Here is a 21194-nt window from a genome sequence, read left to right as displayed (position 1 = left end):
CTATCCTCTGTGCGACTGAACTTGCCTATTTCCCAGAATAGCCTTGATTTTCGTGTAAAAAGGCTTGCAGGCGATCGCCCACCGTGCGACTCAAAGCTGGATGACACACCACTAGGGGCGGCCAATGCTGCACATCGGCGCGATTGTAGCGGGGCAACTCACCATTGGCATAGGTAAAGGCTCCCCCCGCCTCCTGCATGATCAAATCCGGTGCCGCTAAATCCCAGTCCTTCGGAGCACTGCGCCCTGTGAGATTGACGTACAGATCTGCATCCCCTTGGCAAATACTCGCCGTTTTACAGCCCATACTCCCCATCGGAATTTGCTGTACGCATCCTAGGGTTCTTAAAAAGGCCTGTAGGCGCTCTCCGCCGTGGCTCCGACTCATCACCACCCGCAACGACTGCCCCTCAGTGGGGGGTTGTACCCGCAGTCGCGTCGCACCTTGGCGCGTCTCTCGATAGGCACCTGCGCCGGCAATGGCAGTGTAGATCACCTCCTGCTCTGGCCAGACGACAGCGGCTAAACAAGGGCGATGTTCATGGACAAGGGCAACGTGAATCGCATACTCCCCCGTTTGCTGCAAAAAGTCGTAGGTGCCATCGAGGGGGTCAATGATCCACTGGTAGGGCTGGGGCAAGGGCTGCCCTGGGGTGTAGGTCTCTTCGGTTAAATAACCAAACTGCGTCGGCGGAAAATGAGCTTGGAGGGCGTGGCGCAAAAAGCAATCAACCGTTTCATCGGCAAGGGTGACAGGATCACCGCCTTTGTCCTGCACCGCTAGATCCTGCACCTGACGGTAAAACTGGCGCAGTTGCTCAAGGGCTTGCCAAAGAAGCGGGCGCAGGGTGGCAAGGGTATTCTCAAGATCAAGGGCGGGGGACATCTAGGCTGCCTCAAGGGAAAGACCACGGGGAATCGCGGCAATTAGCGTGCGAGTATAGTCGTGCTGTGGCTGTTGGTAAACGGTTTCCGCGTCACCCATTTCCACAATTTCGCCATTGTACATAACCATGAGGCGATCGCTCATGAATTTCACCACACTGAGATCGTGGGAAATGAAGAGGTAGGTCAGTTGAAACTCCCGCTGGAGTTCTTTGAGCAAATTCAGGACTTGCGCCTGCACCGACACATCCAAGGCCGACACTGACTCATCACAAACGACAAACTCAGGATTCAAGGCCAAGGCACGGGCAATACAAATTCGCTGCCGCTGCCCCCCGGAAAATTCATGGGGATAGCGATTCTGGGCTTGGGGGTCAATGCCCACCCGTTCAAGGAGATAGGCCACCCGCTCTTGGTGTTGCCGTCGCGACTGATGACGGCGGTGAATCCGCAGGGGTTCTGCCACCAACTCGCCAATGGTCATGCGGGGATCTAGGGAACTATAGGGGTCTTGGAAAATGAGTTGCATCCGTTGCCGCAGGGGACGCAATTGGCGAGGCGATAAATGGCTGATGTCGCGATCGCCAAAGATAATTTTTCCCTGTGCGGGTTCTAGGAGGCGCAAGAGGGTCCGTCCCAGTGTTGTTTTGCCACAGCCCGATTCCCCCACCAAGCCAAGGGTCTCCCCGGCGCGAATCGTAAACGAGACATCCCTGACGGCAGTGACAAAGCGCTGCTTGCCCGCCACGGGATACTTGACCCAGAGATGTTCAACCCGCACCAAGGGGGGTTGGCTCGCCAAATGCGCCAAGCGTTCCTGCTGCTGCGCTGCGGAAATCACTTCTAATCGCGGGGGCGTGGCCGCTAGAAAATCCGCCACTGTTGGCAGAATCGCCAGACGCTGATCCAAGCGGGGACGACAAGCCAGTAGCCCCTTGGTATACGGATGTTGGGGGTGACGAAAGACCTGCTGAACTGTCCCCGATTCAACAATTTGCCCTTGGTACATGACAACGACCTGATCCGCCAATTCCGCAATCAGATTCAAATCATGGCTGACAAAAATCAATGAGAGAGGGTACTGCTGCTGCAACTCCCGCAACAGCCGTAGGATCGCCGCTTGGACAGTGACATCGAGGGCAGTGGTGGGTTCATCGGCAATTAAAAGCGCTGGCGAAGCGGCCATGGCCATGGCAATCATGACCCGCTGAATCTGTCCCCCAGAGAGTTGGTGCGGATAGCGACGGAGAAACCGCTTTTTCTCCTCCAGGGGGGCTGCCGCTTTGAGAAGATGCACCTGCTCAAGGAGAGCGATCGCCCGCTGTTGACATTGCCCTTGGGGCAGTCGTTGCTGCGGATCAATGGCCTCTGCCAGTTGAAAGCCAATGGAATAGACCGGATTGAGAGAACTCATCGGTTCTTGGAAGACCATACTGATTTGGCGACCCCGAATCTGTTGCATTTGGCGGGGGGGGCAGCGCAGCAAGTCAATGGCCTCCCCCTCTGGCTCTGGCTGAAACCACGCTTCGCCGTGGCTGATCTGTCCCGGCGGCAGGAGTAACTGCAAAAGTGCCAAACAGGTCACCGACTTCCCTGACCCCGACTCACCCACAATGCCAAGGGTCTGACCCCGCTCCAAGCGAAAGGAAATGCCATCCACTGCCCGTAGGGTTTGATCGGCTTGGCGAAAGTCAACGGTAAGTGCTTCCACACGCAAAAGGGGTGATGACATCACAGGGCAAACCAACTCGGAATAATCCTAGAATAGAGGCGATTCTGACACTTAGGCATGGAGTTGATCTTTTTTGGGGTTGGCCTGCTGTTGGGGCTAATGGTCTGGTTCTGGCAGTGGCAGCAAGTGCGACACGCTTTGGAGACGCTCCTTGAGCAGTACGCGGCTCGCCCCTTCAAATCCTCACCGTGGCAACGCTTGCGAACCCTACTCAGCCAACAGCTTCAGGAACAGGAACGCTGCCGTCAGAAAATGCTGCGCTGTCAAACGCTCCTTGAATATGCCCCCATTGCCTATTTGGAGGTGGATGAGGCCAATTGCGTGGTCTGCTGTAACGAAGCGGCGCGATCGCTCCTTGGTTTGGTGCATCCCGAAGGCCGCCTTGTTTTGGAACTGGTGCGCTCCTATGAATTGGACTGTCTCATCCAAGAGGTGCGCCAAGAGGAAACGATGCGGGAGCAGGAATGGCTCTATGCCTACCTCACACCGACGGGGCAAACCAAGCGCAAACCCCTGCGGGCACGGGGACTCTGCCTTGGCGAGGGGCATGTGGGTGTATTTATTGAGGACTGCGAAGAGGTGGTGCGGCTGCGGGATGAGCGCGATCGCTGGGCAGCGGATGTCGCCCATGAACTGAAAACCCCCTTGACCTCCCTGCGCTTGGTGACTGAAACCCTACAACAACGGGTGCCGGAGTCCTTACGGGATTGGGTCGATCGCCTCCTTGAGGAAATTATTCGCCTCAGCCTCCTTGTTCAAGAACTCCTAGAGTTAAACCGCCTGAGTCACACTCCCGCCGATAGCCTTGAGCGGCATCCCCTTGACCTTGTCCAACTCATTGATACTGCGTGGCAATCCCTCGCCCCCCTCGCTGCGGCTAAAAACATTCACCACGAGTACACAGGCCCAGAGCAATTTTCCTACTGCGGCAATGAATCGCAACTGTTTCGGCTCCTGGTCAATCTTTACGACAACGCCATTAAATACGGCCCTGTGGGTGGTCAAGTGCTGACGCGGCTGCTGAGCGATCGCGAGGGGGGCTATCTGTGTCTCGAAGTCATTGATACGGGCAGTGGCTTTCCCCCCAAGGACTTACCCTATGTGTTTGAACGCTTTTATCGGGCACAGGCACGGCGGCATCGCTTTGTGATTCCTACGGATAGTGAAGGGCGGATGCCCCCCGTCGGTAGTGGTAGTGGCCTAGGATTAGCCATTGCTCGCCAAATTGTTGAATGCCATGGCGGCTATATGCAGGCGGCGAATCATCCCGACTATGGCGGCGCATGGTTGCGTATTTATCTGCCTCTGACTTCGCTATAGTTCCTTGGCGACCCAACGATCGCGCCCAAGGGTCTTCGCCTCGTAGAGACACTGATCCGCCAGATGCAACAACATGGCTGGCTCATGCTCTGGAGTGGGCAGCGTCGTTGCAATCCCAAAGCTGGCCGTTAGCTTTGGCCCAACGGTACTTTTAGCATGGGTGATATTAGCCTCCGCCAGCGCTGCCTGAATCTTCTCAACAATATGGATAGCTCCCCTTTGGTCGGTACTGGGCAGCAGCAGGGCAAACTCTTCCCCACCAAAGCGCGTGGCCAAATCCCCTGCCCGCTGCAGATGGCTTTCTAAAATTTCTGCTACCTGTTTGAGGATTTGATCCCCCTGCAAATGGCCATAGTGATCGTTGTAGGCTTTGAAGCAATCAATATCCAGCATCACTAAACTTAACGGTTGTTGCTCCCGCTGACAGCGCCGCCATTCCTTTGCAAAGAGTTCATCAAAACAGCGCCGATTGCCAATATCCGTCAGACTGTCAATGTACACCATCTGCTGCAGATTGGCATTGGCAGCTTCCAATGCGGCATACATCTCCGCCTGCTGCAGGGCTACCGTTAGGGGTTCAGCAATCCGTTGCAGTAGGAACAACTCCTCCCGCTGCCAGAGGCGAGGGCCACGACACTGGTGGGCAATTAGGAGTCCCCACAGGTTATGCCCTTGCAGCAGGGGCACTACTAGATTCGCCTGAACTTGCAAGCTACTTAGGAGCTCACGATAGCAATCCTGTAATTGCGCTTGATTGACATCGCTAATGGTCACAGTGCGTCCTTCTAGAAACCGCTGCGCTGTCTCTTTACTAAAACAGGGATCGTGAATCACTTGACCTAGGATTGAATACTGCGGCGAGGTAGTGGCTTCCACTTCCACAACGCCACTGCCATCGGCTAAAAAGCGGTAAATCAGCACGCGATCGCTCAGAAGCAGTTGTTGAATACTGGTGACTGCCCGCTGCAAAATGTCCTCTAAGCGAATCGACTGGCGAATGTCCTGAATGATTGTGCTGACAATCATTTCCCGCTCTAGGGCAGTTTTTAGCCGCTCTTCTGTGCGCTGTTGCTCCGACACATCTAACAGCACCCCATGGAGCATGTGACTCTGGGGATCTAGCTGCCCGCGATCGCTCAACCAGCGGAAACAACCATCGCGGTGTTGAATGCGATAGGTGGTACTGTAGGCACGCTGTTGCCGAATCGCCTGTTCAATATCCCGTTCCGCCAAGGCCAAATCCGGCGCTGGGATAATCTGGCGCAGATCCGGTAAATCTTGGGGAAAGTAACCCGTGAGGTGATAAATCTGATCGCTAACATAGCTAAACCGCCACAGGCGATCGCGATCGCGCCGATAGATCGCAACGGGCAAATGACTAATCAGAGTGTTATAGCGCTGTTCGCTCTCCGTAATCGCCACCGTAATCGCCTGTTGCCGTGACAGTTGCCAGCGCAGTTCCGCCGTGGCCTTATTGAGCTCTTGGGTTAGCACCTGAATCACCCCTTGAGCTTCCGTAATGTCAATGGCCGCCAAAAGATTACTTTGGGTCACAATCCCCACCATTTGACCATCATCGTCCACAACCACCACCCGCCGCACTTGGTGCTCCTTGAGGAAATGATTCACCTGCCACAAACTTTGATTGGGCTTCACGGTCAGCACGGGCTGAGACATAATACTGCCAACGGTTCCTGTGAGCACTCCCCCTTGGCCCTGCAGTGCCTCAAAAATATCCTTTTCCGTAATAATGCCGCGCGGCAGCACACCCGAGGCGGATGCCTCAGGAACCACTAAACTGGTGACCCCCCGTTCGGTCATCAGGACAGCGGCCTCCTGTAGCGAAGCTTCCGCTGCAATGGTGGCCACATCGGGTACCATCACCTCCGCCACCCGTTTAATTCGCAGGAGATCCACAGGGCGCAGGCTCTCCCGAAAGGCTTGGCGGGTCAGCAGTCCTTCAACCCGTCCCGATTCATTGACCACGGCAAGGGCATCCACGCCCAAGTAGCGAAAACGCCCTAAAATCGCCAGTGGATCATCCAGATCACTGAGGCGCAGGCAATAATCCGATGGCAGCATGATCTGGGCAGCCGTGATCGCCTGTGGCGAGTAACCCTTACCAAGGGCACGGATCACTTCCCGTTGGGTGATCAAGCCCCGAAACTGTCCCTGCTCTTCGACGACTAAACCCAATCCTTGGTTGCTTTGTAATCCTTGGAGAATCTCATTGAAGGAGCCCCTTGGAGCGATCGTCACTAACTGAGCCTGTACCAAGGCTTGCAAATTTAAGCCTGAATTCAATTGCTCCATAGTGCCCCTCTTTCGCCAAGATATACTGTTAAAGTGATGTCTAAAGTTGCGTCTACCGTTTTTAATTGTTCTGATAAATAAAAATAAGACTTACAAAAGCTTGTATCACTAATTGTGATCCTTTTTACCGCGGATTAATTATTCTAATTCTATCTTGATAGTTCGTGGCAACATCAGGGATGTTGACAGGGCTGAATAAGCCCTTGTCTAAAATATGGGATGTGAGTCTCTTCTGTAGGGGCTTTCACCGTTTTGAGTGTGTTCGCTCCATCGCCAAAGAGCTGTCACTGGGATATTCCGCTGTTGCCGGAGAAAAGCTAGGATAGGGAATTGAATGTATTCTATTCGCTGCTGCTATGGACTAGCGAATTACTGGATCAGAGACGTTGTGCGTACCTGCTGCGGGTGATTGTGACTGCGGCAGCCCCCTCAGGATTGAAGCGATGAATCCACTTGCACCTAATCTCATTTGCCCAGAGTGTGGCACTGCAAATTCCATTCACCAAGTTGAGTGTTGCCACTGTCAGGTGCCACTCCTGAAACGCTACTTGTGGGCGATCGGTTCTGGTTTGGATCCCTACAGGGTGGGTGAACTGTTGGGCGATCGCTATCTAGTGCAAGGCAAACACTTGCTCTTAGACCTATTGCCGGGGGAGCCAGCGCCCAGTGTGGACAACACCTCCCAGCTCTACCGTCCCTATCTGCGCCTCTTTCCCAAGCGTCCCCATGTCCCGGAATTATTTGGCGCCCTTTCCCTCCCTGAAGGTGAACTGTTGCTCCTTGAGCATGCCCCCGTCAGTTGCATTGACATTGCCGATGCCAAAATTGCCCCCGGTCTCACCCATGCCGCTCCCCTCACCACCATCTGGGAGAAAGCCAATTTAGTGCGCCGCCTCAACTGGTTATGGCAAATCATCTCCCTTTGGCCAGCCTTGGTGGCAGAAAATGTGGCTCTCACACTGCTCAATCCCCAGCTTTTGCGAGCCGAGGGATCCCTTGTGCGGCTGCTGCAACTGCAAGCAGGCCATAATCCCACCTTGGCTGACCTTAGCAAATTCTGGCAAACCCATTTCAGCTTTGCTGATCAAGGGGAAAACTTTCAGCAGGCCTTCACGATCCTGTGTCAACACATGCAGGATCCTCAGCAAACCACCCCTGAATCTATTCGCGCAACCCTAGAGACGCTGTTTCAACAGGCTCTCGACAGCCTTGGCTATGAGTACCACTACGATATTGCTAGCCGCTCCGACCAAGGGCCTAGTCGGACTCGCAATGAGGACAAGTGTTTTCCAGAGCGGGATCTCACGAGCCAATCACAGGTGTTCGCCCTCGTGTGTGATGGCGTCGGGGGGCATGAAGGGGGCGATGTCGCTTCCGGTTTGGCCATTGACATTCTTGAGGAGACGCTAACCCCCCTCAAGCTGCTGGAGATGTCCCCTGCTACAGTTGAACAGGCGATTCAAACCGCTATTCGCCGCACCAATGATGCAATCAATCAACGCAATGATACGGAGCAGCGCCACGAACGCCAGCGCATGGGAACCACAGTTGTCGGTGCCCTGATTGAACACGCCCATCTTTACCTTGCCCACATTGGCGATAGCCGCGCCTACTGGATCAACCGCTGGGGCTGCTACCAGCTCACCCTCGATGACGATGTGGCCAGCCGTGATGTGCGCTTGGGGATGAGTACCTACCATCAAGCCCTTGAGCTGCCCTATGGTGGTTCCTTGGTGCAAGCGTTGGGGATGGCACCCTCCCAGCATCTGCACCCCACAGTAGAACGCTTTTTACTGGATGAAGAGGGAATTCTTTTGCTGTGTTCCGACGGCCTCAGTGATTTTAATCGTGTCGAAACCTACTGGCCACAGTACCTCCTGCCTGTGCTCCAAGGTCAGCTTGCCCTCACTGCTGCGGCCGAACAACTCATTGATCTTGCCAATCGCCTCAATGGCCATGACAATGTGACGGTGGTGCTCATTCACTGTCGGGTGAAGAATGCAGCGGGTGTCATTGACTTGGACTACAGCGATATTGTTTGTCAAGGGGAGTTGCCAGAGGTGACAGACATTACAATGGGCTACGTCCCCCCACCCGATCCAGCGGATCTCGACCTGACGGTTTCCCAGATTGTGGAACCCCCTCAACCCCAACCCAAACCGCCGCCAGCCCAAAGGTCTCGTTTCCAAGCGTGGCTGCTACTGCTGGTGGCTGTGGGCGTTGCCACCGCTGCCCTTGGCTTTCTGGCTGTGATGACTTCTATGAATCGCTCTGTGGTAGAGCCATCCCCCTCACCGTTGACCCCACCCCAATAATGCCGAGTTCTGACGATTTTTCCCTCGACGCCTACGACTATCACCTGCCGCCGGAACGGATTGCCCAACAGCCCGTTTCTCCCCGCGATCATTCCCGCCTGATGGTGGTGGCACAGGAGACTGCTACCGATCACCACTTCTATGAGCTACCGCAACTGTTGCAACCGGGGGATTTGCTAATACTCAATGATACACGGGTGATTCCGGCACGGCTGAGGGGTCAAAAAGTGGGCGGCTCTGGCCGTACCGTTGAGGTGTTTCTTCTCGAAGAATTGAGCGATCGCCAGTGGCTAGCCCTTGTCAAACCGGGACGAAAATTGCGCCCTGGAGCCGTGATTCAAATCGGCACACTGCAAGCAACGGTACAGGCCATTGATGAGGAGACCCGAGGCCGGGTGATTGAATTTGACCTGCCGCCGGGCGATCGCCTGTGGTCCTATCTTGATCACCTAGGGGAAGTGCCCTTACCTCCCTACATTGACAACCCCATTGAAGATACTGAACAATACCAAACCGTCTATGCTCGCCGTCCCGGTGCTGTGGCTGCGCCAACCGCTGGCTTGCACTTTACCCCCGAACTCTTGAGTAAGTTGGCCTATCACGGCATTGATCATTGTTTTTTGACGCTCCACGTGGGCATTGGCACCTTTCGTCCTGTAGAGGCCAGCGATATTCGCCATCACCATCTCCACGAAGAATGGATTGAGGTACCAGCTGCTACCGTCGAGCGGATTCAGGCCGCCAAAGCTGACGGAGGACGGATTATTGCCGTCGGTACCACTGTTATTCGCTCCCTAGAAACGGCAGCCCAATCCGGCACCCTTCAGCCCTTTTGTGGCAAGAGTGATCTCTATATCTATCCGGGGTATCAGCCCAAGATAGTCGAGGGCTTCATTACCAACTTTCATCTGCCCCGCTCTAGTTTGATGATGCTCGTCAGTGCCTTTATTGGCCGCGAACGGTTGCTTCAGTTGTACCAACAGGCCATCGATCGCCAGTACCGCTTCTATTCCTTTGGCGATGCCATGCTCATTTTGCCCAGCGCTTGCCACAATACCGTTTGAGTGTGCTATCTTAAAGCCAGTTGTTTTGCAAACTACCGTTCAGGGAGAGGGAGGTGATGCCCATGGCAGATAGTAGTAAACGCTTGGGTCGTCGTTTTGGAGTAGCTCAGCTCTAGGGAAGAGTTGTTCTCCATCTGTTGATTTGAAATCACACCTAGGAGGCCACTTCTCCTAGCAGTTGATACCCACGATAACCACCAGACCGCTCCTAAGGCCTTCCTTGGGGGCGGATGGCTTTTTAGGGGCATGTTGGGGGCGTCTGAGCGATAGTGTAGTTTTGTGACTAGGCATTAAAAAACATTTCAGATGCTGGGTGGCGAATGGGGTAGCGATCTATAGTAGGGGCAACCGGAACATCGCCATTATTGGCCAGAGAAGACAAATTGAGAGTGGACAACGACTAATGATGGTGGACTCTGGAACTGTTGCGTTCTGAGAGCAGCCATGGCCGTTCAATTCCTACCCCAAAAAACACGGCAAAAAACGCCGCGCTTGCATCCCATTAGTGGTCCCAAGCTACTGCTAGTCGTGCTGTTGAACCTCTTTATTGCCGGCTATGTCTTTTGGGCATACCGCACTGCCCATGAGCATCAGCTCCCGACCCAACGCAATCCGATCTTCCGGAACCTGCGTTCTCGCTAGACTTGCCCTAGGCAGATTGTGACGATAGAATGAGGGATTGCTGTCTTTTTTTCAATGGGCATGAAATCCTATCTCGCTGCCGCAGTACAAATGACCAGCCAACCGAATCTTGAGGCAAATCTGGCGCAGGCAGAAGAATTGATTGAATTGGCGGTGAGACGGGGAGCAGAACTCATTGGGTTGCCAGAAAACTTTTCTTTTCTCGGTGACGATCGCGAGAAGGTCGCCCAAGCGGCAACAATCGCTGAGCGGACTGAGGCTTTTTTGAAACGCATGGCGCAGCGATTTCAGATTACCTTAGTGGGGGGTGGCTACCCAGTACCAGCAACTGCAGGCAAAGTCTATAACACAGCAGTCCTCATTGGTCCTAACGGAGAAGAATTGAGCCGTTACCAAAAGGTGCATTTATTTGATGTCGATTTGCCCGATGGCAATATCTACCACGAATCGGGCACAGTGCTAGCGGGACGGCAGTTGCCCTCTGTCTATCCCAGTAAGGAACTGGGGAATATCGGCTTGTCGGTGTGCTACGACGTTCGCTTTCCAGAACTTTACCGCGCGCTCTCCCAAGCGGGGGCAACGGTGCTGTTTGTGCCGGCGGCCTTTACCGCCTTCACGGGTAAGGATCACTGGCAAGTTCTCCTGCAAGCGCGGGCGATTGAAAATACCTGCTACGTGATTGCACCGGCTCAGACGGGAATTCACTATGCGCGGCGGCAAACCCATGGCCATGCCATGATTGTGGATCCTTGGGGAACCATTTTGGCGGATGCCGGCGATCGCCCCGGCCTCGCCATTGCGGCCATTGAACCCAGCCGCCTCGAACAGGTGCGCCAGCAAATGCCCTGCCTGCAACATCGCGTCTTTTTCTAGGTTTTGGGCAAATTCTGCAATAAGTCGTAACATGGCATACAGCCGGGGGAAGTTTCCTACGCTATCGTAGAACCATAGGTGAATCCTTGCCCTCACTCCAAACCCACTAGGAGAGTATCTATGGATAGCGTTACGGTTCCCAATCCGCAAGCCTCCGCCGAGGTTTGGAACTCCCTGAAGCGGGCGATCGCCCACAGTTCGGGTTTTCAGCGTTGGCTCAGTGAAAAGCAGGCCAGTGTTGTCGTTGAGCAGCCCACGGATCTCGATGCTTGCGTTACCGCTTACCTGCGTCAGGCTCTCGAAACCCTTGCCTATTAAAAATTGGTAAGAATTGTAAGCCTTGCCCTTCTACGAGCAGCATTCTGACTCCTGAGGTCACAGATTACCCTCACGGTGCATTCCTTGGGGGGGTTGATATTCGAGGTTGGGGCAACCCTATCCTTTGGCGTTCCCTTGGTTATAGTGGTAAAGTGCCAGCCCCCAAGGTGCATATGATTGAAGGCCCGTGGATCCATAAGTTTATTGTCTCCAATGGGATTCGCCTCCACTATGTCACCCAAGGAGAAGGGGAGTTAGTGCTGCTGCTCCATGGCTTTCCCGAGTTTTGGTACTCTTGGCGACATCAAATTCCTGTCTTGGCGGAAAAGCACAAAGTCGTTGCCCTAGATTTGCGCGGCTATAATCTCAGCGATAAACCCCAAGATACCGCTAGCTATGTTCTTGACGAGTTAATTCTCGACATTGTCGGTGTCATTGACGGCCTTGGCTATCGGCGCTGTCATTTGGTGGGGCATGATTGGGGAGGGATGGTGGCTTGGGGCGTGGCCTATGCGGTGCCGCAGCGGATTCAAACCTTGAGTGTCCTAGCCTGTCCGCATCCAGCAATGTTCCACCAGTTGAGTTTGGAGCAATGGTTGCGCAGTAGCTATATGCTGCTGTTTCAACTGCCTTGGCTGCCGGAGCTGCTCTTGGAGTGGGGGGGCTATGGAGCAGTTGCCCAAATCTTTCGCTGGGCAGCGGTGAACCAACAGGCAATTCGGGCGGCGGACATTGCCCGCTATCAGGATGCGGCCGCCCAACGGGGTGCCCTATCGGGAATGCTCAACTACTACCGCGCCGGGTTGCAAAGTCTCTGGAGTCGGGAGTGGGGGGTTCTCGAGGTACCGACGCTGATGCTCTGGGGGCGGCAAGACCCCACCTTGGGCATTGAACTCACCTACGGCACGGAAGCCTACGTCAAGGAACTGAAAATTCAATACTTGGACTACTGTGGCCACTTTGTGCAGCAGGAGCAACCTGATTTGGTCAATGAGTATTTGCTAGAGTGGCTAGAGACCGTTTCTGCTGCCCTAAATTAGACCTAAACCAACCTAAATTAAACGCCGCAACTGTGTAATTTGGTCAGCGATCGCCAGCAGCGATTCCGGCATTTCAGGCCCCGTCAAGATCACATCCAGCGTCCGCGGACGATTCTCTAAAAAGTTCAATACCTCCGCTTCACTCAGCACCCCCAGTTGAATGGCCACACTCACCTCATCTAAGACCACCAGACGATACTCCCCCCTTTGCACCGTCGTTTGCAGATGCTGCCATAGCTCACGTACTGCCGCCTTTTCTTGAGGAGTCAGGGTGTCCGTTTCTCCTAAACAGCGTTGCAGCGCCGGTCGCCACCACGTGAGATGCTGTCCCAACTGAATCGGGTGTTCAATCCCCGTTTGAATTCCCCCCTTGAGCAATTGAACAATGATGACGCTGCTGCCTTGAGCAGCTACCCGCAACGCTTGCGCCATGACCGTGGTGAAAAAGTGCCGCTGCCGACAGGTAAACACCTGCACCACTCCCTCAATACCATAGGTTAGGGGCAAGCCTGCCTCAGAAACGGAAACCGCGAGTTGTGCCACCATCGTGTTCCTGTCCAGTTAAAAAGGAGAACGACCCCCTAGGGGTTATACATCTAGTGTAGTGCGCAATGATTTAACCCTAGTGAACACTAGATATACGTGGTCGTCAAGGGGTCAGAAAATTGAGTTATCTTAAAACAATGTGACTGTTACTGAGGATGCCCCCATGCCAGCGACACAGGCTCTTGATGCTGAGGCGCTCTTTCGCGCTGCCTACGAAAATCGTTACACATGGGATGAGAATTTTCCCGGCTTTACGGCCAAGGTCACGCTCATTGAGGGCGATCGCACGTACCACGGGCAGGTAAAAGTGAGCCGCGACTACGCCGTTGAAGTGAGTGGCATAGAAGACGAACAAGTGCGCGAATCCCTCTACAACCAATTGCGGGATGTGATTGTCCACCGCAAGCGCAACCGTTTTGAAGAGGCCCACGGCAAAAACACCTTCCAAACTGGGGAAACCGACGCCAGTGGGGCAGTGGAAATCCTCGTTAGCGGTGACGCCATGGGGTCGAACTACAAGGTGCGGGACAATCAAATTGTCTATGTCAGCCGTGTCATGGGGCGAGTTGCCTTTGCCATTACCCACCGTGAAGCCCTTGATACCGGTGCAGGCTACATTTCCACCAACTATGTGGCTGTCTTCCGCAATCCGCAAACCAACGAAGTGCTGCGGCAAATGGAGTTTGAGGATACCTATGTGCCCGTCGGCAATTACTACCTGATGAGCCGGCAGGTGGTGCGCACCCATGAAAATGGCCAAACCAGCACCGTGGAAATTCGTTTTGATGACCTGCAACTCCTAGACGACTAAGCGTGGAAATTACATTTCTAGGCACCAGTTCTGGGGTACCCACCCGCACCCGCAATGTTTCCAGTGTGGCTCTGCGGCTGCCCCAACGCAAGGAAATTTGGCTCTTTGACTGCGGTGAGGCCACCCAGCACCAATTGCTGCGCAGTGACCTGCGAACCAGTCAGATCCGCCGCATTTTCATTACCCACATGCACGGCGATCACATCTTTGGCCTGATGGGCTTGCTTGCCAGTTGTGGCCTTGCGGGAACCGTGAGTCAAATTGATGTCTATGGCCCGCCGACATTGGATCGCTACATTGCCAGTTGTTTGCGCTGGTCTGTGATGCGGCTTCCCTACAAGTTGCAGGTGCATACCGTCGAGCCGGGGGAAGTCTTTAGTGATGGCGAGTTTACGGTGACCTGTCGGCTGCTGCATCATCGAGTACCTGCCTTTGGCTACCGCGTCACTGAGAGCGATCGCCCCGGTCGCTTTCATGTGGAAAAAGCCCAAGCCTTGGGAATTCCCTTTGGGCCACTGTATGGTCAACTCAAGCAGGGCAAAACGATCACCCTCGCAGATGGCCGCACCTTTGATGGCCGCGACTTCTGTGATCCACCGCAGCGGGGGCGCAGTATGGTTTATTGCACCGATACAGTCTTTTGTGAAAGCGCGGTTGAGTTAGCCCAGCAGGCGGATGTCCTCATCCACGAGGCGACATTTTCCCATCAGGAGGCGGATCTGGCTTTTGCACGGCTGCATTCTACATCCACGATGGCGGCTCAGGTGGCGACCTTTGCCCAAGTGAAATTGCTCTTCCTCACCCACTTTAGTGCCCGCTACGCCCCCGGCAATCCCGTGCAGGTGGAGGATCTGCTTGCGGAAGCACAAGCCATTTTCCCCAATACTCGCTTAGCGCAGGATTTTCTCCATTACGAAATTCCCCGGGACGCGCCTCAAGCCAATCCAGCCGTGGCTACTGCCCCAGAGAAAGGGGATATCCTGATCAATCGGGGTGAGGAGAAAACGGTTGCTGTTGCTCAGAAAATTGCGCCAGCGATCGCCATCAACCGTGCCACGCGCCAGCAGATGCAGCAGAAACTGGGAATTGACGCTGCTACAGCCAATGCGATTTTGGAGCGGCGGCGGCAGCAAAAGTTTACCTGCCTAGAGGAACTCGAACGCCTGTATCCGCAGGTGGCATGGGACACCCTCAACGTGGAGTTCTAAAGAGCAATTATTTTCAGTCTCAAATAGGAACTTGTGATTGAGATCAACGTCTTTGTGTGCTGTTGATCACAGTTAAGCTTTGTGAAGCACTGGCATAGTTGAGACCATACACGCAAATTGCAAGGGGATTGGTGTATGACGCTGCTGGAGCTAATCCGCCGTATTCAGGCGACTCGGATCGTAACCCCTGCTCAAGAGCGGCAGATCAATGAATTGTTGTGGCAGCGTTCCCTGAGCGCCACGGAATATCAAGCAATGCAGGAGCTGGTTACGGGGATTATTGCGGGGGAAATTCAAGTCATCTCTCAGATTCAGCGGTTTGGCAGCAAAAAGGAGCTAGGGAATAATCGGTTACAATTGGCTTAAGGGACTGGGTTTTATGACAGTTCCGCCATTGGTTTTTGGGAGCTGCTCCTGCCCATGCAACTGTATTTCGACTATGGTGCAACAACCCCCTGTCGAGCAGAGGCTATTGCAGCGATGGTGGCGGCCTATGAACAGCAGTGGGGTAATCCATCGAGTATTCACGAGTGGGGGCAACGTGCAGCGATCGCCCTTGAACAGGCACGGATGCAGGTGGCAGCACTGATTCATGCCCAAGCGGATGAAATCATTTTTACCTCTGGGGGCACAGAAGCGGATAATCTTGCCCTGTGGGGAATTTGCCAACGCTATCGCCAACCTCAGCATTTAATTATTTCGGCGGTCGAGCATTCAGCGGTGGCCAAACCGGCGGCTGCCCTTGAAGCTCAAGGCTGGCAAGTGACCCGCTTAGCGGTGAATCCCTGGGGAGAGGTGGAACCCGCCCAACTACAGCAGGCCCTGCAACCGAACACGGTCTTGGTCTCGATCATCTACGGCCAAAGTGAGGTGGGCACGCTGCAACCCATTGCTGAACTCGCAGCCATTTGCCAAGAGGCGGGGGTGCTCTTCCATACGGATGCGGTTCAGGTGGCGGGACGAGTTCCCTTGGATGTGCAACGGCTAGGGGTGGATTTACTCTCGCTGTCCAGTCATAAAATTTATGGCCCTCAGGGAGCGGGGGCGCTCTATGTGCGATCGGGGGTACCCCTAGAACCGCTCTTGCGTGGCGGGGGACAAGAACTGGATCTCAGGGCGGGAACCCAAGCAGTGCCAACCTTGGTGGGTTTTGGGGTGGCAGCGGAATGGGCCGCCACTGAACTAGCGACAGAACCGATGCGCCTTGCTCAACTGCGCGATCGCCTGTGGCAGCAGTTGCAGGATCATCCGCAAGTGGAACGAACAGGGCATCCATGGCAGCGGTTGCCCCATCATTTGAGTTTGATCGTGCGCGATCGCCACGGCCAGCCCTTGAATGGCAAAACCTTTGTACGGCAACTCAACCTTGCGGGCATTGGCATTAGTGCGGGATCCGCCTGTCAAAGTGGTCAAACCCAACCCAGTCCCACCCTCTTGGCCATGGGCTACGATCCTGAAACCGCCAAAGCGGGAATACGCATTACCTTGGGGCGAGAGACCACCGCTGCCGATGTCGATTGGCTGGCCATGGTGCTGCGGCAATATCTTGCAGAGGCGATCGCCCCCCCCTTAGCGGTATCTCTTTCCTAGGGTGTATCCATGGTGTGGGCGGCATTATCTGCACAGGGGACTTGGGCACTGGCCAGCTATGGCGTGGTTGCCACCCTGATTCTGCTGTGGACAATTCTGCGATCGCTACAACACCCCTCGCAAAAAGCCGCCCTCGAAGCCGAAGTCGTGCGACTGCAAGATCACTGCAATCAACTCCAGCACCAACTTCAGGCAATAGCCGCCGAAAATCAACAATTGCGAGCAGGCAGCGATTACTGGCAACAGCAACACCAAGCCCTCAATGCTCAACTCACCACCCTAGAAACCACCTATCACCAACTGGAGATGAACCTTCAACGTCTCGAACAGGAGCGCGATCGCCTGCAACAGGCACTGCAACAGCCCGCCGACTGGTGGCAGGAAATGACGAAAAACTATCAAAGTTGGTGGGAAAGCCTGCCCTTTCTTCCCCATGAGGATACCAGCAGCAAGTCCTAGGACAAGCGATTAATCGGCAATGGTGGATAGAAGAGGTAGCCTTGGCCATAGCGACAACCGAGGTCGATTAATTGGGCGGCTTGGGTTGCTGTCTCCACCCCCTCTGCCACCACATCTAAGCGCAGGCTTTTACCGAGGGCAATCACGGCACCAATAATTTCCCGTGCCGCTTGGCTTTTCTCTAAGTTCTGGACAAAGGAGCGATCAATTTTCAGGGCGTGGATCGGCAACTGATGCAACCGACTCAGGGAGGAATAGCCCGTGCCAAAGTCATCAATGTTGAGGGCAACCCCCAGTTGTTGCAGTTCCTCGGCCACCTGCAATGTGGCTTCAAGGTTGCGGATCATGGTCGTTTCCGTAATCTCCAGATGAAGGAGATGGGGGGGCAATTGGGCACGGCGCAGCGCTGCCAAAATATCACTGACAAAGTTGGCATCCACCAGTTGTTGAGGCGAGATATTAATGCCCAAGGTCATGGTCTGGCGACGGCTGTCCTGTTGCCGCCACTGGCTGAATTCCTGCATCGCCCGTTCAAAGACCTGTCGGCCAAGGCTAACAATGAGACCGGCTTGCTCCGCAAGGCCAATAAATTCGGCGGCAGGAATTTCACCCTTTTCAGGATCAAACCAACGGCTCAGGGCCTCAAGACCCACGATCGCCCCCGTCTCCAGTTGAACAATGGGCTGAAAATAGACCTGTAGCTCACTGTTGGCGATCGCCTGATGCAGTTGACTCTCCAGCGTAAAGCAACTCTGGGCTTGGGTGTGCATTTGCGGGTCAAAAATCCGATACTGCCCCAGCCCCTGTTTTTTCGCTTGGTACATGGCAATATCGGCATCCCGCAACAGGGTAGTGGCCGAGGTGTCGGCGCGATCGCTAAAGGTGACGCCAATGCTGGCACTGAGACTTAACAGATGGCCATCAATGACCAAGGGCTCCTGAATCACCCGCTCTAGATCGGCAACCCGTGCTTCTACCTGAGCCACCATTTGCTCAGGATCCAGATCTTCACACAGCACCACAAACTCATCGCCACTCAGGTGAGCCAAGGTATCCCCCTCCGGCACCACACTTTGCATCCGCTGGGCAAGGGTAATCAGCACCTGATCTCCTGCTTGGTGTCCCAAGCTATCGTTAACCCGCTTAAAGCGATCAATATCAATAAAAACAACCGCAAAGGGGCGATCGCGATGGCGTTGATACTGCCGCCAGCAATGCTGCAATCGGTCTTGGAGCAGCGTACGGTTCGGCAGTCCCGTTAGGGCATCGTGGAGGGCATCGTGAATCAGCTGCTCCTCCATTTGCTTGCGGCGGGTAATGTCGCGTCCCACACATTGATACTCCACACAGCGGCCCTGGTGATCAAAAAAAGCGCGGGTTGTCCATTCAAGCCAAAGAATCTGGTCTTGGGGCAATGTCACCCCACACTCAATTGTGCTGAGGGGCTGCGTGGGGGTGAGGGCTTGCAGATGCTGTTGGAAGCGTTGCTGGGTCACCGCATCAAAGGGATGCTGGAGCACATCCCCCAGATCACAATTGATGCCCGCAGCAGCAAGATAGCGAAAGAAGGCGGGATTGCCAAAGGTGAGGTGTCCTTCAGGGGTACAGCGGTAGAGCAGTTCTGTTTGAGCCTCCAGCACCCGCCGATAGCGTTCTTTTTCCTGATGCAGCCCAGTCACCAGTTCGGCGCGGTTGATGCCAAAGCCCAGTTGTTCGCCCAGTTGGCGGATCAATTCGACCTCGTCACTTGCCCAAGGTCGAGGAGAAGAGCAGTGGTGGCACAGGAGTAATCCCCAGAGACGTTCCTCCTCAATAATCGGTACCACTAAGAGGGCACGCACCTGCAATTGGTTGAGAAAGTCGCGATGACACTGGGTTATTTCAGCGGTGTTAATATCAGCAACCGCCAGTACCCGCCCCTGAAGATAGGCTTCGGCAGACTCACGGTGGAAACAGGGGTCATAGAAGGTGCGGTGCATGAGAGAAAACTGCGGTGCCGCCACCGATTCAGCCACCACCTCACCCCGGCCATCGGCATAGAACTGGAAAAGCAGCGTGCGATCGACCCCCAGCAGTTGACGCACTTCCTCAAGGGCGGTTTTAAGAACTGTTTCCAGATCAAGGGAACGGCGAATTTTCAAGGTTAGCCGATGCAGGAGTTCCGCTTGGGTTTGCCGTCGCTGTAACGAAGTAGTGGAGTCCACCTGAAGCGTAATATTCCGGAAGAAAACGGCAAGGCCTCGGCCAGTGGGAAAAGCCCGTACCGCAAACCATTGGTTCAGCCCCTCATAGAAGGCTTCAAATTGGACGGGAGTTTGCTCTGCCATTGCCCGCCGACTTTGGCTTTCAAAAATTGAGTTGCGCTCATCGGGAAAGAGATCCCAGAGGTTTTGCCCCAGCATCTCTGAGGCAGATTTCCCCACTAGACGGCAAAAATTCCCGTTGACATAGATAACTGTGAAGTCGCGATCCACTTCAAAAAAGTGATCCGACATGCTCTCCAAAATATCAGTCACTTGGTTGTAGGCCGCTTGCAGGCGATCGCTAAATTGGCGCTGTTCCGTGACATCCCGTGCAGCACCATAGATGCGCCCTTGACTGAGCAGGCCTTGCCATTCGTACCAGCGATAGTCTCCCCCTTGGGTGCGCAGGCGAATTGTGTGGTTACTGATTTGCTCCCCAGCAAGGAGACGTTGCTGCATCTCCCGATGGCGGGGGCGATCGCCGGGGTGGAGAAATTCCTCAAACTTTGCCCCTGCCAACCGATTCAGGTCATAGCCCAGGCAGGTATGCCAGTGTTGATTCACCCGCCGCAGCCGTCCCTCACTATCGGCAATCATAAATAGCTCTAGGGAGGAGCCAAAGAAATACTCTAGTTCAGCCGTTTTTTGGGCAATTTCTGCTTGCAGACGCATGCGATCGCTAATGTCCCGCTGCACACCAAAGTGGCCAATGATTTCCTTATTTTGGTTGTAGAGACACACATAATTCCCCTCAACCCAAAAGGAGCTACCATCGCGGCGGTGCAGTTCAATTTCAATGTGAAAATAGCCCAGATCAAAGAGTGCTCGCCACAGCCGTTTGGCGAGTTCCAGATCATCCTTAAAGCAAATGCGCGGCGTCAGGCCAATCAGCTCCTGCGGCGGTAATTGATACTGCTGGGCAAAGGCACTGTTGACACGCGTAATCCGCTGATGATCAAGGACATACTCCAAGATTTCCTCTTTGTTGACCGTGTCATCCCAGCGAATGGGCTGATCCAACATCATGAAGAAGCAGGCCTCAAGGGATTGTTGAAAAAAGGCTTCCAGTAGTTCTTGCTTGGCTTGTAGCTCTAGCTCGAGTTGACGGCGACGGGTAATATCCCGCGATGTGGAGACTAAAAATAAAACATTTCCCCCTGCATCACAAATGGGGTGCGTGAGGGTTTCCAACCAAACATATCCGCCATGCTTTTTGCGGATGCGATAGGTTTCTATCACATTCACACTGCCTTGCAGGGCGAGGGCATGGGCACCACTGCGAATGCGCTCTGCATCCTCAGGATGAAATAATGTGTAGGGACTCTTACCAATCAGTTCTCCAGGAGAATAGCCTAAAAGGGTTTTGCTGGAGGGAGTCACATATAGATAGTTGCCATCCGGTTCGTGCAGGCAAATGAGATCATCGGTGTAGTTGACCAATAATTCAGTAAAGTGCTCAAATTCATCTATAATCATTCGCTAGAATCCACAATTTTTATCACGCATTAAGATACTTCTGGACGTTTTACACTATAAAACTTTAAGTAATGATTAACAATTTTAGCGAATGACAGCCCTTTCCTGAAATATCAGCGACATAACGGGAGTGCGGTGCTCTGCCATCGGGGCTTTTACCGGGGTGAGGGTGTTCGATCGCTGTGAAAAGGGCGATACGACCAGAAATGCCCTACTGCAATGCCCTAGCTGTTCATATGATCCTTGACAAAGACTTGCTCACCCCCTAAAATGCCTATTGGCAGTTGGAAGATTTCCTAGGCTGCTGGCATTTGTCTATTTTTGGAGATTTTCTTAATGGAGTCTAGTAGGAGTCACTG

General features: G+C 54.2%; 17 protein-coding genes. 12 read left to right on the top strand and 5 right to left on the bottom strand.

The window, feature by feature from the left end; all coding sequences use genetic code 11:
* Positions 1-25: 25 nt before the first annotated feature.
* Complete coding sequence (locus RHH27_RS04825) at positions 26-886, bottom strand: 3'(2'),5'-bisphosphate nucleotidase CysQ (RefSeq protein WP_302678997.1); 861 nt, start codon at positions 884-886, stop codon at positions 26-28.
* Positions 887-2617, bottom strand: coding sequence for an ABC transporter ATP-binding protein (locus tag RHH27_RS04820; RefSeq protein ID WP_302678996.1), 1731 nt, complete (start codon positions 2615-2617; stop codon positions 887-889). It abuts the gene before it with no gap.
* Positions 2618-2674: 57 nt separating this feature from the next.
* On the opposite strand from RHH27_RS04820, the gene RHH27_RS04815 reads away from it, so the two are divergent.
* A complete protein-coding gene (locus RHH27_RS04815; protein ID WP_206201301.1) occupies positions 2675-3937 on the top strand; it encodes a PAS domain-containing sensor histidine kinase in 1263 nt (420 codons plus the stop codon).
* Here the strand turns inward: RHH27_RS04815 and RHH27_RS04810 are convergent.
* Positions 3932-6250 (bottom strand): diguanylate cyclase domain-containing protein, encoded by a 2319-nt coding sequence (locus tag RHH27_RS04810; RefSeq protein WP_302678995.1) that lies wholly within the window; start codon positions 6248-6250, stop codon positions 3932-3934. The two genes, RHH27_RS04815 and RHH27_RS04810, sit on opposite strands and share 6 nt — an antisense overlap.
* A 443-nt stretch (positions 6251-6693) precedes the next feature.
* Here RHH27_RS04810 and RHH27_RS04805 point away from each other — a divergent pair, with 443 nt between their 5' ends.
* From RHH27_RS04805 to RHH27_RS04780, 6 genes are all read left to right on the top strand, one after another.
* Complete coding sequence (locus tag RHH27_RS04805) at positions 6694-8565, top strand: PP2C family serine/threonine-protein phosphatase (RefSeq protein WP_302678994.1); 1872 nt, start codon at positions 6694-6696, stop codon at positions 8563-8565.
* Positions 8565-9629: a tRNA preQ1(34) S-adenosylmethionine ribosyltransferase-isomerase QueA gene (gene queA, locus RHH27_RS04800; RefSeq protein ID WP_206201298.1), complete on the top strand. Its 1065-nt coding sequence runs from the start codon at positions 8565-8567 to the stop codon at positions 9627-9629. Before RHH27_RS04805 ends, queA begins: the two co-directional genes overlap by 1 nt.
* Before the next feature lie 444 nt (positions 9630-10073).
* Positions 10074-10271 carry a hypothetical protein gene (locus tag RHH27_RS04795; protein ID WP_206201297.1) on the top strand — a complete coding sequence of 66 codons (198 nt, stop codon included), beginning with the start codon at positions 10074-10076 and terminating at the stop codon, positions 10269-10271.
* 60 nt (positions 10272-10331) lie between these two features.
* Positions 10332-11144, top strand: coding sequence for a carbon-nitrogen hydrolase family protein (locus RHH27_RS04790; RefSeq protein ID WP_302676632.1), 813 nt, complete (start codon positions 10332-10334; stop codon positions 11142-11144).
* Between the two features lie 120 nt (positions 11145-11264).
* Positions 11265-11462: a hypothetical protein gene (locus tag RHH27_RS04785; protein WP_206201295.1), complete on the top strand. Its 198-nt coding sequence runs from the start codon at positions 11265-11267 to the stop codon at positions 11460-11462.
* Between the two features lie 173 nt (positions 11463-11635).
* Positions 11636-12502 (top strand): alpha/beta fold hydrolase, encoded by an 867-nt coding sequence (locus RHH27_RS04780; RefSeq protein WP_206201294.1) that lies wholly within the window; start codon positions 11636-11638, stop codon positions 12500-12502.
* A 12-nt stretch (positions 12503-12514) separates the two neighbouring features.
* Here the strand turns inward: RHH27_RS04780 and RHH27_RS04775 are convergent, their stop codons facing one another.
* On the bottom strand, positions 12515-13048 hold the full coding sequence (locus RHH27_RS04775; protein ID WP_206201293.1) for a P-loop NTPase family protein: 534 nt from the start codon (positions 13046-13048) through the stop codon (positions 12515-12517).
* A gap of 163 nt (positions 13049-13211) precedes the next feature.
* Between RHH27_RS04775 and RHH27_RS04770 the strand changes: the two genes are divergently transcribed.
* From RHH27_RS04770 to RHH27_RS04750, 5 genes are all read left to right on the top strand, one after another.
* Positions 13212-13859, top strand: a complete 648-nt coding sequence (locus RHH27_RS04770; RefSeq protein ID WP_302678993.1) for a DUF3386 domain-containing protein — start codon at positions 13212-13214, stop codon at positions 13857-13859.
* Positions 13860-13861: 2 nt separating this feature from the next.
* Positions 13862-15067: a ribonuclease Z gene (locus tag RHH27_RS04765; RefSeq protein WP_310742763.1), complete on the top strand. Its 1206-nt coding sequence runs from the start codon at positions 13862-13864 to the stop codon at positions 15065-15067.
* Between the two features lie 135 nt (positions 15068-15202).
* Positions 15203-15433, top strand: coding sequence for a hypothetical protein (locus RHH27_RS04760; protein WP_149817400.1), 231 nt, complete (start codon positions 15203-15205; stop codon positions 15431-15433).
* A 54-nt stretch (positions 15434-15487) separates the two neighbouring features.
* On the top strand, positions 15488-16657 hold the full coding sequence (locus RHH27_RS04755; RefSeq protein ID WP_302678992.1) for a cysteine desulfurase family protein: 1170 nt from the start codon (positions 15488-15490) through the stop codon (positions 16655-16657).
* Between the two features lie 9 nt (positions 16658-16666).
* A complete protein-coding gene (locus RHH27_RS04750; protein WP_206201289.1) occupies positions 16667-17116 on the top strand; it encodes a hypothetical protein in 450 nt (149 codons plus the stop codon).
* Here the strand turns inward: RHH27_RS04750 and RHH27_RS04745 are convergent.
* The gene (locus RHH27_RS04745) at positions 17113-20835 is read right to left on the bottom strand and encodes an EAL domain-containing protein (RefSeq protein WP_302678991.1); all 3723 of its coding nucleotides are present in this window, start codon (positions 20833-20835) and stop codon (positions 17113-17115) included. The genes RHH27_RS04750 and RHH27_RS04745 overlap by 4 nt on opposite strands.
* Between the last annotated feature and the right edge of the window lie 359 nt (positions 20836-21194).

The sequence above is a fragment of the Thermosynechococcus sp. PP555 genome (genome assembly GCF_031583225.1).
Classification (GTDB): Bacteria; Cyanobacteriota; Cyanobacteriia; order Thermosynechococcales; family Thermosynechococcaceae; genus Thermosynechococcus.
Note: the sequence above shows the minus strand (reverse complement) of the source record. Positions and strands in the feature narration are given on the sequence as shown.